The organism is Kosakonia quasisacchari, assembly GCF_004331415.1.
Classification (GTDB): domain Bacteria; phylum Pseudomonadota; class Gammaproteobacteria; order Enterobacterales; family Enterobacteriaceae; genus Kosakonia; species Kosakonia quasisacchari.
In genome coordinates this window covers 195365-212303 of the sequence record NZ_SJOP01000009.1, presented here as the reverse complement: position 1 = coordinate 212303, position 16939 = coordinate 195365, and the positions used below count along the sequence as shown (strand labels likewise).

Sequence of the window (16939 nt, the reverse complement as noted above, 5' to 3'; positions counted from 1 at the left end):
TTTACGGAAAACCCGGCCGATGTGGAGGCGCTGTTCACTGCCGGTGGTCAGCAGAAACAGCTGCTGCCGGGGCAGAACCTGCTGTGGACAGCGCGACAGGAACTGCAGAAAGTCACTCCAGTGATGCGCGGTGGCGAACCCGACGACAGCGAAAGTTACCGCTACGATGCCACCAGCCAGCGCATACTGAAAATCACATCACAACTGACCGGCAACAGCACGCAGACAAAACGGGTGATTTACCTGCCGGGTCTGGAACTGCGCAGCAGCAGCGCGGAAACTCTCCAGGTGATAACCGTCGGAGAAGCCGGTCGCGTCCAGGTACGGGTGCTGCACTGGGAAAGCGGTCAGCCCGCGGATATCAGTAACAATCAAATTCATTACAGCTACGACAACCTGACGGGCAGCAGCGCGCTGGAAGTGGACGGCAGCGGCGAACTTATCAGCCAGGAGGAGTATTACCCGTACGGCGGCACAGCACTGTTTGCGGCCCGCAGCCAGCTGGAGGCGGATTACAAAATCCTCCGTTATTCCGGCAAAGAGCAGGACGCCACGGGGCTCTATTACTACGGTTACCGCTATTATCAGCCGTGGGCGGGACGGTGGCTTTCCGCAGACCCGGCAGGTGCGGTGGATGGACTCAACCTGTTCAGGATGAACCGGAATAACCCGACATCGTATCATGATGAGAGCGGTAAGCTCCCCACGCTTTCCTGTTTTGGCCCCTCCGCCAAACAACGTTTTGAAAATATGCTCCAGGAGCACCTTGCAGGATTAAAATCCGCCGATATACCACAAATTATTCATATGATATGGATTGGAACAAAAAATATCTCCGATGAAAATATTAATTTAACCCGCGAAACTGCCAGTAAAAATCCGGATTATGAAACAAGGGTGATTTATGATAGTGGAATTAAAGGATATGAATCGGCAAGAGACCATTTAATTAACGCACTCTCTGGCAGCAACATTACAATAACCGATTTACACACTCTCCCGTCATTTCAAAAAATAAGCGAACATCCAGCATTCAAACATTATGAGAATACGGTCTCGCAAAAAAAATATGCGCAGGCGAGCGATCTGTTACGTCTATTCTTGCTTAAACATGAAGGAGGCATTTATAAGGATATTGATGATACACAACGGGATCCTTATGGAAAACTTTCTTTTCCGGCAGGGATCGGTACTAAACATGAGTATATTGCGTCCAAAAATGGTTCAAAAGAGAGTGCCGTGCCGAATACCCCAATAGCAGTAACAGCAATGCATCCTGTTATAAATAAGACGCTTGAACTTGCTGTTGAAAATTACCAAAGCGGAGAAACGAATGTATTAAAACTTGCTGGACCTGATGTCTTTACCAAAGCCCTCTATGAGCATATTCCCTTATTGTTGCCTGGATTTATGAATAACTGGGATAAAATCAAACAGAATATATTTAAGAATAAAAAACAACGATTAACCATCAATGAGTTACAATTGTTAAATGAAAAACGCGTTTCCATCCAACGAATGGGGCAATTTGTCGTAACTGGTTTTGATCATTCGTGGTCGAATTAACTGGAAGATTCCGGCGAAAAATTTCACTCTGGAACCTTTTGTAGCAAGCCTTATTCAACATATATAAAGCGGTAATGAGGCCATATCAGAATACCGATATGGCCTCTTCCTGGTGTTGATAATTAATACAGACCCTGCGACGAAACGCTATAACTCACCTGCAGGTTTTTGAACTGCTGATAGTGTCTCAGGGCCAGTTTTTAGGTTTCACGCCCGAAGCCCGAGTTTTGGTAACAGCCAAATGCGCATGTGCCCGGTTGAGGTTTTGAGGTTGAACTGGCGAGCCTGATGGCCAAACGCGGTTTGTAACGGCTGCCACGCCACCCTTCGCAATACGACGACGCCTCAGGGCGTCGTTTTTTGTTCTGTATTAGCCAAAGCGGCAACCAGTTGTGCGCGGCGGCGTTCAAGGGTTGCGATTTGCGCCTCAATCGTCGCCAGCCGTTTACGCTGCAACGCGCGCGTTTGCGGGCACATTGTCGCCCCTTCTTCATTGCGCATACAGGCAGGAAAGGCGGCAATTTCAGCAATGCTAAAACCCGTCGCGATCAACTGTTGGATTTGCCTCACCTGCCCGAGCGCCTGCGGTGGAAAGTAGCGATAACCGTTGCAGGCACGCGTGCTGCACAGCAGACCGTGGCGATCATAATGGCGGATTGAACGCACGCTGATGCCCGTCTGTCGGGCAAGCTCGCCAATTGTCAACATCCTCTTCCTCCCGGTAAATGGCTTGACTCTGACACCAGTGTCAGGGTTGAGGATAGCTGTGTACATTCATCTGGAGGAACATTTTATGCTGTTATCCCCTGGCCGTTACCTGGCCATTTTGTTGTTCAGCTTTTCCGCCTCGCTGTTTGCCAGCGACAAGCAGTACACCGTGACCTCGGCGGACGGAGTGGTACTGGCGGTGCAAGAGTCCGGCTCGCTGCAAGGTAAACCAATTATCTTTATTCACGGGTTATTAGGCAGTCACCTTAATTGGGAAAAACAGCGTCAGGACCCGGCCTTACAACGTTTTCGGTTAATCAGTTTTGATTTGCGCGGCCATGGTCTGTCGGCAAAACCAACGCAGGCAGAGGCCTACCGCGAGGGAAGCCGCTGGGCGGAAGATGTCGCCGCCGTCATTGACGCAAGCCATGCAAAAAAACCGCTGCTGGTCGGCTGGTCGCTCGGCGGTGCGGTGATCAGTCATTATCTGGCAAACGTCGGGGAGAAGGCCCTTTCCGGCGCGCTGTATGTCGATGCCGTGGTGGAGTTAACGCCAGATCAGATCCCGGCGCATCCACACGTGTATAAGGCGATGACCTCGGCGGATTTAACCACCCACCTGGATGGCGAGCGCGAGTTTCTGCGGCTCTGTTTTTACCAGCAGCCTGACGAGGTAACCTTCGCGCGCCTGCAAGCCAATGCGGCGATGGCCTCCTGGGAGATGCAACGCGCCGTGCCGTCAATGCAGGTTGCGCTTGAGCAAGGGCTGGGAAAAGCGACAATCCCGGTACGCTTTATCTACGGCAAGCATGACCAACTGGTGAATCCGCAGGCGTCGCTGGCGCGTGCCAGAAGCGTGAATCCCCGGATTAGCGCGGTATGGTTTGACCATTCGGGGCATGCCCCATTCCTTGAAGAGCCCGCCCGTTTTAACCAGCAACTGGCAGATTTTGCGGATTCTCTGCCCTGAAACACAAAACGGGGCATCGCTGCCCCGTTTTACTGCGTTACTTCGACATATCGACGACGATCCTGCCGGTAATTTTCCCGGCGCGCATCCGCTCAAAGATACTGTTGATGTTCTCCAGTGGCTCCACGGCAATTTCCGCATGCACTTTGTTGTGCCCGGCGAAATCGAGCGCTTCCTGCAGATCTTTACGCGTGCCGACAATCGAACCGCGCACCGTGGTGCCATCCAGTACCATGTCAAAAATCGACAGATCGAATTTCCCCGGCGGCAAGCCGTTGAGCACCATCGTGCCGCCGCGGCGCATCATGGTTGTTGCCTGCTCGAATGCTTTTGGCGATACCGCTGTCACCAGCACGCCGTGCGCACCGCCAAACTCGGTATGGAAACGCGTTCCCGGATCTTCCTGTCGCGCATTGACCACCACCGAAGCCCCGAGGCGGCGGGCGAACGCCAGCTTATCATCATCAATATCGACCGCCGCCACGTTCATGCCCATCGCCACCGCATACTGAATCGCCAGGTGTCCCAGACCGCCGATACCCGACACGACCACCCACTCTCCGGCGCGCGCTTCGGTCATCTTCAGCCCTTTATAGACTGTCACCCCGGCGCAGAGAATCGGCGCGATACTGTGAAAATCGACGTTGTCCGGCAAAATCCCGACATAGCTGGCATCGGCCAGGCAATATTCGGCAAACGTACCATTCACCGAATAACCGGAGTTTTGCTGCGAATGGCACAGCGTTTCCCAGCCGCCAAGGCAGTGTTCACAGTGACCACACGTCGAGTAGAGCCACGGCACACCGACGCGATCGCCCTCTTTCACGTGTTTCACGCCCGGTCCGACCGCCACCACATGGCCGACACCTTCATGACCAGGAATAAACGGCGGGTTCGGTTTAATCGGCCAGTCGCCATCGGCGGCGTGTAAATCTGTGTGGCACACGCCGGTCGCTTCAATTTTGACGAGGATTTTACCCGGTTCAACGGCGGGCACCATCACCTCTTCAATCACCAGCGGTTGACCAAAGGCCTTCACCACTGCGGCTTTCATGGTTTTCAGTTGCATCTTATCGCCTCATCCTGATGTAGATAATTAATACAGCCCCAGCGGTGAACCGCTGTAACTCACCAGCAGGTTTTTGATCTGCTGATAGTGGCTCAGCGCCAGTTTGTGGGTTTCACGCCCGACGCCCGAGTTTTTGTAACCACCAAACGCCGCGTGTGCCGGATAGAGGTGGTAACAGTTTGTCCACACGCGGCCCGCTTTAATGGCGCGCCCCATGCGCCATGCGCGGTTGATATCCAGTGTCCACACCCCGGCGCCGAGGCCAAACTCGGTATCGTTGGCGATACGCAGCGCTTCGGCTTCATCTTTAAACGTGGTAATACCCAGCACCGGCCCAAAAATCTCTTCCTGGAAGCAGCGCATGCCGTTATGGCCTTTAATCAACGTCGGCTGGATATAGAAACCGTTTTGCAACCCGTCGCCGTGCTCAACATGGGCACCACCGGTAATGATTTCGCCGCCTTCGTCGCGGGCAATCGAGATGTATGAAAGGATTTTGTCGTACTGCTCTTGTGAGGCCTGCGCGCCGATCATGGTGTCGGTGTCAAACGGGTCGCCTTTACGGATGTTTTCCATGCGGGCAATGACCTTTTCGACGAACTGCGGATAGATTGACTCCTGGACCAGCACGCGTGACGGACAAGTGCAGACTTCGCCCTGGTTGAAGAACCCAAGCACCACGCCTTCTACCGCTTTATCAATAAAGCCTTCATCACCGTTCATCACATCCTCAAAGTAGATATTCGGTGATTTCCCGCCCAGTTCGACGGTGCTGGGAATGATGTTTTCCGCTGCGCAGGAAAGGATGTGGCGGCCAATCGGCGTGGAGCCGGTAAAGGCGATTTTTTCGATGCGTTTGCTGCGCGCCAGCGGTTCACCGGCTTCAGTGCCGAAACCGTGCACCACATTCAGCACGCCTTTTGGCAGTAAATCGCCAATCAGTTCCATCAACACACAGATGCCAAGCGGCGTCTGTTCAGCCGGTTTCAGCACCACACAGTTACCCGCCGCCAGCGCCGGTGCCAGTTTCCATGCCGCCATCAGCAGCGGGAAGTTCCACGGGATGATCTGCCCGACCACACCCAACGGTTCATAGATATGGTAGGCAACCGTATTGCTGTCGATCTCTGCCGCAGTGCCCTCCTGCGCGCGGATACAGCCTGCGAAATAGCGGAAGTGATCAACGGCCAGCGGCAAGTCCGCGCCCATCGTTTCGCGGATCGGTTTTCCGTTATCCCAGGTTTCTGTTAATGCCAGCACTTCCAGATTGGCTTCAATGCGGTCGGCAATGGCCAGCAGCACATTGGCGCGATCCTGTACGCTGGTTTTTCCCCAGGCGTCGGCCGCAGCATGCGCGGCGTCCAGCGCCTTCTCAATATCCGCCGCGTCTGAGCGCGGGAATTCGGCAATCACCTGTCCGGTGACCGGCGAGGTGTTGGTAAACCAACGGCCTTCCACCGGGTCAACAAATTCACCGCCAATATAGTTGCCATAACGCTGTTTAAAAGAGACTTTCGCGCCAGCAAGGCCAGGGTGGACATATTTCATAAGATGTTCCTCTTTTATTATCGGTACAGGTGAGGCGTCGCGCACCGTGGCGGACATAAGGACATAAGCAGTTCTTATGCCAGATTGAGGACGGTTTCCCGGTACAGATATGTTTATGCTGATAAAACAAAGAGGTAACTAAAAAGCAGACGCTTACTGGAATGAAATGAAACAAAAAAGCGCCGTGTACGGTATGGGAAGTGTGTCGCACATCGCTACATGCGGGACACCGTTATGCTACACAACTGTAACATCTCATTTAACGGAGAGTCACATGCCGCCACGTGCTTTGTCCCATGCTCCTGACGGATTACCCTGCCAGCTTGAAAATTCCTGGCAGCGTAGCCTCAGCTACGGGTTGACCCGAGATGATGATGCCCAGCCCTGGGTTGCGACATCCATGCTGAAAGACGCCCGCGCGGAAAACGGTTGGGTCAATCATCTGGCCGCCCCGCTACTGGCGCGGCTGCGCCCGGAGCTTGCCAGTCATCCGTCGATAATGGTGCTTTCCGATGCCACTGGTCTGGTGCTGGAAACGCACGGCAACCGCGACTTTCTGCAAAAAGCGCAGCGCTATGCGCTGGCTCCCGGCAACCTGTGGGGCGAACATGCGCGCGGCACCAACGCGATTGGTACCGCGCTGGCATTGCAGCGCCATTGTGAAGTCTCCGGCGGCGAACATTACTTAAGCCGTAATGCCGGATTATTTTGCTCCGCCGCTCCCGTGTTTCGACCGGACGGACAAATTGCCGGCGTGTTAGATCTCTCGACACCCGCCCAGGCGCCGCGCCGTGATGCCGCTGCGCTGATCCGTCGCGCGGTGTGCCAAATAGAACATGAATGGGCCACCAGCGCGCTCGGTGCCGACCGCTGGCTGCTAAGTCTGCATCATGACCCGTCGGTGCTCGGCAGCGCACAAGAGTTGTTGCTAATTTTCGCCGATCAAACCCTGCTGGGCGCAAACAAACTGGCAATGGACGAGTTCTCGCTGACCCCGCATCATTTTGGTGAGCTCTCTTTGCAAGCGCTCTTCCCCGAGGCCAGTTTACAAGTGGGCGAAACCACCCTCGCCTCCAGCAATACACGGCGCTATTACGCGCGTCAGACACTGCCTGCACGGCGGTATATCGGGCGCGGTGCAGCATTTGTGCGGGATCAACTGGCGGCGGAAAAAGAGAAAGCGCTGCGCATTGTCAATGCCGGTATTGCCTTGTGCGTGACCGGTGAAACCGGCTGCGGAAAAGAGTACCTGGCACGCGAGTTATATACCCGCAGCCAGTGGCGCACGGGAAATTTCGTTGCCATCAACTGTGCGGCGTTACCGGAGCATTTGATTGAGTCCGAACTGTTTGGCTATGTCCCCGGCGCGTTTACGGGCGCAAGCCCGAAAGGCTATATCGGTAAGTGCCGGGAAGCCCACGGCGGTGTGTTATTCCTTGATGAAATCGGCGATATGCCACTGGCGCTGCAAACCCGCCTGCTGCGCGTGTTGCAGGAGAAAAAAGTGACACCGCTTGGCGCAAACAGCGTGTATGACGTCAATTTCACGCTGATTTGTGCCACCCATCAGGATCTGGCTATGCGAGTGCAGGCCGGGACCTTCCGCGAAGATCTGCTGTACCGAATTCAGGAGTTTCATCTGCGCATTCCCCCGTTGCGCGAATGGCAGAATGTTGATGGGTTTATCCAGAAACTGTGGCAGGAGCTGGGCGCGGCAAGCCGTGGACTCACCCTGAGTGACGAGGTGGTCGCCACGCTGGCGGGTCGCCCGTGGCCGGGAAATGTGCGCCAGTTACTGAGTCAACTGCGGGTATTGATGGCGCTGGCGGAAGACGGCGATTGCATTACGCTTGCGGATTTACCGGCAGAGATAGTAACCCCGCGCCAGCCTGTGACTGTGGTAATGCCGAAGGATGAGCAGAGCGCGATTAAAGAAGCGCAAGGCAATATGAGCCTGGCCGCGAAAAAACTGGGAATATCGCGTAGCACGCTTTACCGGCGGCTGGAGAAACGGCAAGCCAGCGAGTAAGATAACTCGCCATTCTTAACGAATTGATTTTACAAACAAATAACACAAAGGGATATATACATAATATGGATATTTCAACGCATAAACTCGCCAATGGCATCGCCGTTACGCTGCACATGCAGGCAGCGAATAAAGACCAGCCGGTGGTCATTTTGTGTCACGGCTTCTGCGGCATCCAAAAAATCCTACTGCCCGTTTTCGCCGACGCGTTTAACCAGGCGGGCTTTGCAACGATCACTTTCGATTATCGGGGCTTTGGTGCCAGCGGCGGCGAACGTGGCCGGCTGGTTCCCGCGATGCAAGTTGCCGATATTCTCTCGGTCGTCGCCTGGGCGCGCCAGCAACCAAGGCTTAATCCTAACAGAGTCGGACTTTGGGGCACCTCATTCGGCGGCTGTCATGTTTTTGCCGCCGCGGCGCAGGATAGCGGCATTAAATGCCTCGTCAGCCAACTGGCGTTTGCCGATGGAGAAGAGATGGTTACCGGCAAGATGGACGCGGATGAGAAAAGCGCGTTTATCGCCACGCTGGATAAAATGGCGGAAAAACAGCGCGCCACCGGGAAGGAGATGTTTGTCGCCATTACTCGCGTGGTCAGCGACAGCGAGTCGAAAGCCTTTTTTGAGGAAAACCGCGCACGATTCCCGGAAATGGATATCAAAATCCCCTTCCTTACCGTGCGGGAAACGCTGAATTACAAACCGGCGCACTTTGCGCGCGAGGTCACCTGCCCTTCGCTGGTGGTCGTCGCCGGGCAGGACAACGTCAACCCGCCGGAGCATGGCCGGGCGCTGTTCGCCGCCGTTGCGGCTGAGAACAAAGCGTTATACGAAGAGAGCAACGCGCGCCACTATGATGTTTACACTGGCGAACATTTTGCGCGCGTCAGCCATGCTGAAATAGCGTGGTTTACTACCTACCTTTAATCGACATCCGTGACGAGTTGCCCTGACTCGTCACGCTCTCGCCTCGTTATTCCTCTCCCTGGCAAAAATTAAAAGCCCTTTCCGAAGAAATATTGACGTCGGTGTTGTTGAATTTTGCGATCGGCTTCAAACAAAAACCACGACAACCTAAAGCGCGGAAAAATAAGTCCGTTTTGTTATGCAAATGCACATTGCCTGGCTATGGGGATAATCCTATCTTTTGCTTATTGAATAATGAACAGGGAAATTAATGCATCGACATACAGATTCCTAAAGGCAAATAAATACGCGGCGTTCATGTTAATAATCAATTCACTCCGGAAGCACCGAACAGGAATGTATTCATTACTTACATTTCAATTTTATTGCAAATTTAAGGTGGTTTCGCATGAGTCAAGTGAATAGTCTTGAGGGCGCCGCGCAGGCGAAAAAAACAAATGTCAGATGGCATATCGTTATTATCCTCTTTGTAATTACGGCGGTGAGCGTCGGCGATCGATCGACACTGGCGATTGCCGGTAAAGACATGTCGACCGCGCTCGGTATCAACCCTGGGCAAATGGGTTGGGTGTTCTCCGCCTTCGCCTGGGCCTACTGCCTGGCGCAAATTCCCGGCGGCTGGTTACTTGACCGTTTCGGGTCGAAAAAAGTCTACCTGTGCGGCTTGTGCATGTGGTCAGTCTTTACACTGCTGCAAGGCTGCGTGGAGATCTTCCACGGTTTCGGCGCAATTATTTGCTTTACCATTTTGTTGTTTCTGGTAGGTCTGTTTGAAGCACCGGTGATGCCCGGCAATAGCCGTTTTGTCGCCGCATGGTTTCCGTCAAAAGAGCGCGCGACCGCCGCCGCGATTTTTAATTCAGCGCAATATTTTGCCACGGCTATTTTCGCGCCAATAATGGGTTGGTTAACGCTTAATTACGGCTGGCAATCCATTTTTATTTTCATGGGAACGCTGGGAGTCATTATTACCTTTGTTGCGGCAAGAATTGTACACAACCCGTTAAATCATCCACACGTTAACAGCGAAGAAATTGAGTATATTCGCAACGGTGGCGCGCTGGTGGATATGGATAAACGTAAAGTGCGCACGGGCCCGGCATTTGATTTTGCCGCATTTAAGCAGTTAATCACCAATCGTATGCTACTCGGTGTTTATCTAGGTCAGTATTGCATCAACGTTTTAACCTTCTTTTTCATTACCTGGTTTCCGCTGTATCTGGCGATGGAAAAAGGACTGGATATTAAAACCGTCGGTTTTATTGCCGCTATCCCGGCGATTTGTGGATTTGTCGGCGGGTTACTGGGCGGCGTGATTTCCGATCGCATTTTGCGCATCAGCCAATCTCTGTCGATTGCCCGTAAAACCCCGATCGTGCTCGGTATGTTACTGTCGATGGTGATGGTGTTCTGCAACTACGTCGATTCGATTTACCTGGTCGTTTTATTTATGTCGCTGGCATTTCTTGGCAAAGGCATTGGCGCACTGGGCTGGGCGGTCATGTCCGATACCGCGCCGAAAGAGATGGCGGGTGTCGCCGGGGGTTCTTTAACCTGTGTGGCAACGTTGCCGGCATTATCTCACCGGTCGTGATTGGTTATATCGTCAAAACCACCGGCCATTTTGAGTGGGCGCTAGTGTTCGTCGCGCTGCATGCGCTGCTTGCCATTTTCAGCTTTGTGGTGATTGTTGGCCCGATCAAACGTATCGAACTGAAGAAAGCGCAGTAAGAACAGGAAAAATAAAGGCGCACCGCAGTGCGCCCTTTTTTCTTACAGCGCCATATCGTGCTGCGGGGAAGTTTCACTTTTCGCCTCTGCCGGTTTGTCGGCAGGCGCGTTACTCTGATCGTTCATCTGAATCACTGGCGGTTTCGTCAGTTGCAGTGTGGCGGCTGTGTCGTCCCACACTTTCTGGGTCAGCGCCACATTACCGTTCATCTCCTGGCCGTAGCTCGGCACGATGTCACGGATTTTGCTCTGCCACTGCGGTGAGTTGAACTGCTCCGGGAACATCTTCTTCAGCACATTCAGGGTGATTGGTGCGGCGGTAGACGCGCCCGGCGATGCGCCAAGCAGTGCAGAGATGGTTTTCTGCTGATCGACCACCACTTCGGTACCCAGCTTCAGCACGCCACCTTTGTCTTCATCTTTTTTGATGATCTGTACGCGCTGGCCGGCCTGGATCAGTTTCCAGTCCTCTTTACGCGCCTGCGGGTAGTACTCTTTCAGCGCGTCAAAGCGGTCTTCATCGCTCAGCATAACCTGGCCAATCAGGTATTTCACCAGGTCGAAGTTGTCGAGCCCTACGTGGGTCATCGGCATAAAGTTGCTGGTGGTGGTGGTACTCAGCAGGTCGAAGAAGGAACCGTTTTTCAGGAACTTAGTAGAGAAGGTCGCGAACGGTCCAAACAGCACTACGCGTTTGCCATCAATGAAACGGGCATCAATATGCGGCACCGACATCGGCGGCGCGCCAACGGAAGCCTGGCCATACACTTTTTGCTGATGCTGGCTGGTGATCGCCGGGTTTTCCGTCATCAGGAAGGAACCGCCGACCGGGAAGCCCGCATAATTGTCTGCTTCCGGGATGCCGGTTTTTTGCAGCAGCTTGAGCGCGCCGCCACCGGCACCGATAAAGACATATTTCGCATCAATGGCGTGCTCATTACCGCTGTTCACGTCTTTGATGGTGACATGCCAGGAGTTATCAGCATTGCGTTTGAAATCGGTCACTTCTGAAGACGTTTGCAGGGAGAAGTTACTGCTTTTTTTCAGGCTACCAACCAACTGACGGGTAATTTCACCGTAGTTAACATCGGTACCGACCGGCGTCCAGGTGGCGGCGACTTTTTGGTTCGGGTCGCGCCCTTCCATGACCAGCGGTGCCCACTGCTTAATTTGCTGATGGTCGGTAGAGAATTTCATTCCCTGGAATAAGGTCGTTTGCTGCAATGCGGCATAACGTTTTGCCAGATAATCAACATTATCGCCCCAGACGAAACTCATGTGCGGCGTGGAATTAATAAAGGCGTGCGGGTTATTCAAAATACCGCGCTTCACCTGTGCCGACCAGAACTGGCGGGAAATCATAAACTGCTCATTAATTTCCAGCGCTTTGCTGACATCAATAGAACCGTCCGGACGTTGCGGTGTGTAGTTCAGCTCCATATTTGCCGAGTGACCGGTGCCGGCATTATTCCAGCCGTTAGAAGACTCAAGCGCCACACCATCGAGTTTTTCCACCATCACTTGTTTCCACTCCGGCTGCAGCTCTTGCAGCCAGGTGCCCAGAGAGGCGCTCATGATACCGCCGCCAATCAGCAGGAAGTCCGTTTTTTGCGTCTCTTGTGCATACGCGCTGGTCACTGAACCCACGAGCAACGCAACGGCGCTGAGTGAGATAATTGTCTTTTTCATTGCAGGCATAATTATAAGGTTACATAGCAGGTGTGATTTGTGAAAACAGATATTAACGCACTTTTACGTTAATTTAAAATATCATTCACAAATTAGCTAAACGGCGGAAATATTATTTATCTGCTTTTTTAAATTAAAAAAAGCAGTGGCATATTTTGTGTGGAATTAATCCCAGCGGAATTTATTTTAAAGCAGAGAAATATCAAACGCCTCCAGGGAAACTAATAAAAAAAATAAAAAGCCCATCAAGCGAGTGCTGACGGGCTTTTTTTGTTATTCAGACATCAGCAAGATGCGTTTTCGCCTCCTGTAAGGCGATTCGCAAATGGTCATGATTGTCTGCCAACAGATCGCGCGCACGCCAGGCATCCAGGCCGGTCAGCAACATTAAAATCGCCGTGCGGCAATGGTGGTCGCAGCTTTCCAGCGCACTTTTCGCTTGCTCGCGTGAGCACTGTGTGGCCGCCATCACTAATATGATTTGCCGCTCTGCCCAGTGAACATTGCTGGCCTGCACATCCACCCGCAGGTTGCTGTAAACACGCCCGGTGCGAATAGCGAGACCGGTTGCCAGCATATTGAGGATTTGCTGCTGGGCAAGGCGCGCTTTCGGTTCGCTGAAGCCACTCACCACTTCCGCGCCGCTGTCAGGTGCCAGCACGATATCCGCTATTTGGGCGGCTTCGCTATCGTGGCCCCGACAAACCAGTGCGATACGTGCGCCGAGCGACCATGCATGGCGCAGCGCGCCCCATGTCCACGGCGTTTTCCCACTCACCGACAGTGCCACCAGCATATCGTCATGGCTGAAGTTGATGGCCTGTAAATCGGCGACACCGCGTTCATAATTTGCCGCCGCCGCGTCACGCACTTGCGCATTGGCCTGGACGCCACCCGCCATCAAGCCGATAACGCCGTGACGCGAATCCGGGGCAAAATCTTGCGCGGTGTTCACCGCCGCCACCCCGGAAGCACCCGCACCAATTATTACCACTCTGCCAGCGCGATTCAGCGTCGCACTGGCGTTATCCACCAGCCGGGCGATATCTGGCAAACAGGCACTTACCGCCTCAGCAACATGTTTATCTTCCTCATTGATGAGTGTCAGCATATCCAGCGTGGCGAGCCGGTCGATGTCGGTCGTACGGCGGTTGCGACGTTCCACTATTGAACCGTTTGGCTTACTGCTCATACCCTGCTCCTTCTGAATGGTTCCACACTCACTATAAGGTTATTTGTTCGTCTTACCTGCGAATGGGGTCACGCTTCCCGGCTACGCAACACATTATGTGCGCTTAACGGCGCTTTAAGATTTTTACGCCTTCGGTGATAATAAATATCTGGTTGTGAATAATTGGGTTTGGCATGAAAGAGTTAGCGCAGCGGGTAAAACCACGCAAACGCCCTATGAAACTCAGTACTACCGTCACGCTAATGATCTGCAGCGTCATCGGTTCGGTCCTGCTGCTGGCCTTTGCCCTGTGGTTCTGGCAAATCAGTAATGCCACGCGCGATGGCGTAAAAGAGACGGCGTTAGCCGTTGCGCGCACGCTGGCTGATTCACCGCAGATCAAGCACGGCTTATTGTTGCCGCCCGATAGCAACCTGATCCAGCCGCTGACGGAAGCGGTCGCTGCCCGTAACGATCTGCTGTATGCCATTGTCACCAATATGCAGGGCATCCGTTATTCGCACCCGAACGCCGGGATCATCGGGCAGCACTTTATTGGTGAGGATCTTAACCCGGCGCTGAAAGGCAAAGAGAATGTCGCGGTGAATCGCGGCGTGCTGGCACCCGCATTACGCGTTTTTACGCCGGTCTATGACGAAGACAACCAGCAAATTGGTGTGGTTGTCGTTGGTATCTCGCTGAGTAAAGTCGATCAGCAAGTCAGCCGCAGCCGCTGGGCGGTGATGTGGACATTGCTGTTTAGCGCGCTGGTCGGTTCGCTCGGGACCTGGCAACTGGTGCGTGTGCTGAAACGCATTTTGCTTGGCCTTGAACCGCACGAGATTTCGGCGCAATTCAAGCAGCGCCAGGCGATGTTGCAGTCGCTCAAAGAGGGCGTAATTGCCGTTGATGCTGACGGGCGCGTAACGTTGCTTAACCATGCCGCACGGCAGATGTTGCTGACCAATGCGCCGGACGGTTCAGCCGGGCACGGACCACTGCTCGCCGACCTGCTCGAAGTGCTGGAAACAGGGGAACCAACCCATGACCGTGAACTTGGTTGCAACGGTCTGCTGCTGCTCAGCAACACGGTGCCGGTACGCAGCCAGGGTGTGGTGATTGGTGCAATTAGCACCTTTCGCGATAAAACCGAAGTGAGCCAGTTGCTTCAGCGGCTGGACGGGATGGTGAATTATGTTGATGCGTTGCGCACCACCTCCCACGAATTTATGAACAAGTTGCATGTTATTCTCGGCCTGTTAAACATGAAAAGTTATGACAAGCTTGAAGAGTATGTGCTGCAAACCGCGCAGAATTATCAGACCGATATTGGCGCTCTTCAGCACCGGGTTAAATCCCCGGTGGTGGCGGGTTTTCTGTTAGGCAAAATCCACCGGGCGAAAGAGCGCGGTTTTACGCTGACGCTGGCGGATGAGAGTCTGGTGCCGGATAACCCCAATGAGAAGCAAGTTACCGTGCTGGTGACGGTGCTGGGAAATCTCATCGAAAATGCGCTTGATGCCATGAGTCATCAGCCGGAAGGCGAAGTGGGTATCCTGCTGCATTATCAGGATGGCTGGCTGACCGGCGAGGTGAGCGACGATGGTCCGGGCATTGCGCCGGACAACATCGACGCCATTTTCCGTAAAGGATTCTCGACGAAAGGTGATAACCGGGGCGTTGGGCTGTTTCTTGCCAGCCAGCAGCTCACCGAACTTGGCGGCACGATCACCGTCGAGTCTGAACCCGGTGTCTTTACCCAATTTTTTGTCCATCTCCCCTGGGATAGTGAAAGGAAGAACGCGTGATAAATGTATTAATTGTTGACGATGATGCCATGGTCGCCGAACTGAACCGCATGTATGTGGCGCAGATCGCCGGCTTTCAATGCTGCGGCACGGCGTCGACGCTTCGCCAGGCCGAGGAGATGATTAACGATCCGCAACGGGATATCGATCTGGTGTTGCTGGATGTCTATATGCAGCAAGACAGCGGGCTGGATCTGCTGCCGACCATTCGCGCCAGCGGCAGGGCGATTGACGTCATTATGATCACCTCCTCCGCCGATGCGGCGACCATTCAGACCTCACTGCACTATGGGGTGGTGGATTATCTGATCAAGCCGTTCCAGTTCCCGCGCTTTGAGGAGGCGCTGATCTCGTGGCGCGAAAAACGCAAGCTGATGAGTGCGCACCCCTATTATGAGCAGTCTGACGTTGACCGTCTTCTGCACGGCGGCGCGCCGGAAGCCGCAGACACGCGCCGCCTGCCGAAAGGGTTAACCGCGCAGACATTGCGCACAATTTGCCAGTGGATTGACGCCCATCCGGGCATTGAGTTTTCCACCGATGAGCTGGCGAACGCCGTGAATATTTCGCGCGTATCGTGTCGTAAGTACCTGATTTGGCTTGCACAAATCAATATTCTCTACACCACCATTCACTACGGCGCGACCGGTCGCCCGGTGTATCGCTACCAGTTGATTGCCGATCAATACAGCTTACTTAAGCAGTACAGTCAGTAATCCGGTAACTGTCATCGCACGGCGTAAAACGGAATTGACGCTGTGATGAGAGGATAATGTCGCGGTTTTTGGTGACGAAAATCGCTTCAATATCCTCGCGCTGTTTCAGTAATGCACAGCCTTTCTCCACACCGAGACCGAAGATAAGCGTGGTCCAGATATCGCCATCGAGTGAATCGCGGGAAATAATGGTCACGCTGTCGAGTTCGTTATCCAGCGGGTAACCGCTGCGCGGATCAAGGATATGGTGCCAGCGTTTACCATCCTGTTCGAAATAGCGCTCGTAGGTGCCGGATGTCACCACCGATTTGTTCACCACGTCAATCGAACCCACCAGCGCATCGCTGGACGAGAAAGGCTTTTTCAGCCCGATTGACCAGCTACCTTGCGGTGTGCCCAGGGTTTGAACATTCCCCCCCAGGTTAATCAACCCGTCGCGTACATCCTGCTGATGCAGGTAATCGCGCACCCGATCGGCGATAAAACCTTTGGCAATCGCGCCAAGATCGATCTCCATCCCCGGTTGGGTGAGAAACACGCTGCCGTCGGTATCATTCAGCACCACATCCTGCGGATGGGTAATGCGCAGCCGCGCGGTTATCTCGTCGGCTGGCGGTACGCGGTCGCCTTTAAAACCGATACGCCACAGTTTCACCAGCGGGCCAATCGCCAGGTTAAAGGCGCTATCCTGCACCATGCTGGCGGCTTTCGCGCATTTAATCAGTTCATACACCGGGCGGCTGACCGCTACCGGATGCTGTCCCGCGGCGTGGTTAATATCCATCACCTGTGAATGGGCGCGGTTGACCGTCAAAAGGTCTTCGTAACGTTTGATAAGGCCAAAAACGCGGGCGGCGAGCGCTTCGTTATTAGCAAAGAGTTTCAGCAGAATGGGAGAGCCCATAAGGGTTGCAGAGTAGCTCCAGACACGGTTATCGGACATCGCACTCTCCTTATGGGCTGAATTGAACAGGCCTGCACAGAGGCAGGCCTGAAGTGTAGCACGCG

At 53.8% G+C, this 16939-nt stretch carries 12 protein-coding genes and 1 pseudogene; 7 read left to right on the top strand and 6 right to left on the bottom strand.

Features of this window, described 5'->3' with window-relative positions; translation table 11 throughout:
• A partial coding sequence (locus E0L21_RS25405; RefSeq protein ID WP_328590661.1) for an RHS repeat-associated core domain-containing protein occupies positions 1 to 1566 on the top strand: 1566 nt, incomplete at its 5' end.
• A gap of 345 nt (positions 1567 to 1911) precedes the next feature.
• On the opposite strand, the gene E0L21_RS12120 is transcribed toward E0L21_RS25405, so the two are convergent.
• Positions 1912 to 2274 carry a MerR family transcriptional regulator gene (locus E0L21_RS12120; protein ID WP_131409790.1) on the bottom strand — a complete coding sequence of 121 codons (363 nt, stop codon included), beginning with the start codon at positions 2272 to 2274 and terminating at the stop codon, positions 1912 to 1914.
• Between the two features lie 85 nt (positions 2275 to 2359).
• Here E0L21_RS12120 and E0L21_RS12115 point away from each other — a divergent pair, with 85 nt between their 5' ends.
• Positions 2360 to 3244 (top strand): alpha/beta fold hydrolase, encoded by an 885-nt coding sequence (locus E0L21_RS12115; RefSeq protein ID WP_131409788.1) that lies wholly within the window; start codon positions 2360 to 2362, stop codon positions 3242 to 3244.
• 37 nt (positions 3245 to 3281) lie between these two features.
• Here the strand turns inward: E0L21_RS12115 and adhP are convergent, their stop codons facing one another.
• Positions 3282 to 4313, bottom strand: a complete 1032-nt coding sequence (gene adhP / locus E0L21_RS12110; RefSeq protein WP_131409786.1) for an alcohol dehydrogenase AdhP — start codon at positions 4311 to 4313, stop codon at positions 3282 to 3284.
• A 27-nt stretch (positions 4314 to 4340) separates the two neighbouring features.
• On the bottom strand, positions 4341 to 5861 hold the full coding sequence (exaC, locus tag E0L21_RS12105; RefSeq protein WP_131409784.1) for an acetaldehyde dehydrogenase ExaC: 1521 nt from the start codon (positions 5859 to 5861) through the stop codon (positions 4341 to 4343).
• Positions 5862 to 6135: 274 nt separating this feature from the next.
• Between exaC and E0L21_RS12100 the strand changes: the two genes are divergently transcribed.
• The 3 genes and pseudogenes from E0L21_RS12100 to E0L21_RS12090 all read left to right on the top strand — a co-directional run bounded on the left by E0L21_RS12100 (position 6136) and on the right by E0L21_RS12090 (position 10547).
• Complete coding sequence (locus E0L21_RS12100; RefSeq protein ID WP_131409782.1) at positions 6136 to 7890, top strand: sigma-54-dependent Fis family transcriptional regulator; 1755 nt, start codon at positions 6136 to 6138, stop codon at positions 7888 to 7890.
• A 26-nt stretch (positions 7891 to 7916) separates the two neighbouring features.
• Positions 7917 to 8816 carry a UilS family quorum-quenching N-acyl-homoserine lactonase gene (gene uilS / locus E0L21_RS12095; protein WP_268886889.1) on the top strand — a complete coding sequence of 300 codons (900 nt, stop codon included), beginning with the start codon at positions 7917 to 7919 and terminating at the stop codon, positions 8814 to 8816.
• A 397-nt stretch (positions 8817 to 9213) separates the two neighbouring features.
• Positions 9214 to 10547, top strand: a pseudogene (locus E0L21_RS12090) (MFS transporter).
• Between the two features lie 42 nt (positions 10548 to 10589).
• Here E0L21_RS12090 and mqo read toward each other — a convergent pair.
• Both mqo and E0L21_RS12080 read right to left on the bottom strand, forming a co-directional pair.
• On the bottom strand, positions 10590 to 12245 hold the full coding sequence (gene mqo, locus E0L21_RS12085) for a malate dehydrogenase (quinone) (RefSeq protein ID WP_131409778.1): 1656 nt from the start codon (positions 12243 to 12245) through the stop codon (positions 10590 to 10592).
• Positions 12246 to 12513: 268 nt separating this feature from the next.
• A complete protein-coding gene (locus tag E0L21_RS12080) occupies positions 12514 to 13428 on the bottom strand; it encodes an N-acetylmuramic acid 6-phosphate etherase (protein WP_131409776.1) in 915 nt (304 codons plus the stop codon).
• Between the two features lie 173 nt (positions 13429 to 13601).
• Here E0L21_RS12080 and E0L21_RS12075 point away from each other — a divergent pair, with 173 nt between their 5' ends.
• Both E0L21_RS12075 and dcuR read left to right on the top strand, forming a co-directional pair.
• Positions 13602 to 15215 (top strand): sensor histidine kinase, encoded by a 1614-nt coding sequence (locus E0L21_RS12075; RefSeq protein WP_131409774.1) that lies wholly within the window; start codon positions 13602 to 13604, stop codon positions 15213 to 15215.
• Positions 15212 to 15931, top strand: a complete 720-nt coding sequence (dcuR, locus tag E0L21_RS12070) for a two-component system response regulator DcuR (protein ID WP_131409772.1) — start codon at positions 15212 to 15214, stop codon at positions 15929 to 15931. The genes E0L21_RS12075 and dcuR overlap by 4 nt, the downstream gene beginning before the upstream one ends.
• On the opposite strand, the gene E0L21_RS12065 is transcribed toward dcuR, so the two are convergent.
• A complete protein-coding gene (locus tag E0L21_RS12065) occupies positions 15912 to 16874 on the bottom strand; it encodes an FAD:protein FMN transferase (RefSeq protein WP_131409770.1) in 963 nt (320 codons plus the stop codon). The two genes, dcuR and E0L21_RS12065, sit on opposite strands and share 20 nt — an antisense overlap.
• Positions 16875 to 16939: the final 65 nt, after the last annotated feature.

What these genes read in the sequence shown, in the direction of transcription:
- E0L21_RS12120 (WP_131409790.1), bottom strand. Translation starts at nt 2,274, where the DNA reads ATGTTGACAATTGGCGAGCTTGCCCGACAGACGGGCATCAGCGTGCGT.
- E0L21_RS12115 (WP_131409788.1), top strand. Translation starts at nt 2,360, where the DNA reads ATGCTGTTATCCCCTGGCCGTTACCTGGCCATTTTGTTGTTCAGCTTT.
- adhP (WP_131409786.1), bottom strand. Translation starts at nt 4,313, where the DNA reads ATGCAACTGAAAACCATGAAAGCCGCAGTGGTGAAGGCCTTTGGTCAA.
- exaC (WP_131409784.1), bottom strand. Translation starts at nt 5,861, where the DNA reads ATGAAATATGTCCACCCTGGCCTTGCTGGCGCGAAAGTCTCTTTTAAA.
- E0L21_RS12100 (WP_131409782.1), top strand. Translation starts at nt 6,136, where the DNA reads ATGCCGCCACGTGCTTTGTCCCATGCTCCTGACGGATTACCCTGCCAG.
- mqo (WP_131409778.1), bottom strand. Translation starts at nt 12,245, where the DNA reads ATGCCTGCAATGAAAAAGACAATTATCTCACTCAGCGCCGTTGCGTTG.
- E0L21_RS12080 (WP_131409776.1), bottom strand. Translation starts at nt 13,428, where the DNA reads ATGAGCAGTAAGCCAAACGGTTCAATAGTGGAACGTCGCAACCGCCGT.
- E0L21_RS12075 (WP_131409774.1), top strand. Translation starts at nt 13,602, where the DNA reads ATGAAAGAGTTAGCGCAGCGGGTAAAACCACGCAAACGCCCTATGAAA.
- E0L21_RS12065 (WP_131409770.1), bottom strand. Translation starts at nt 16,874, where the DNA reads ATGTCCGATAACCGTGTCTGGAGCTACTCTGCAACCCTTATGGGCTCT.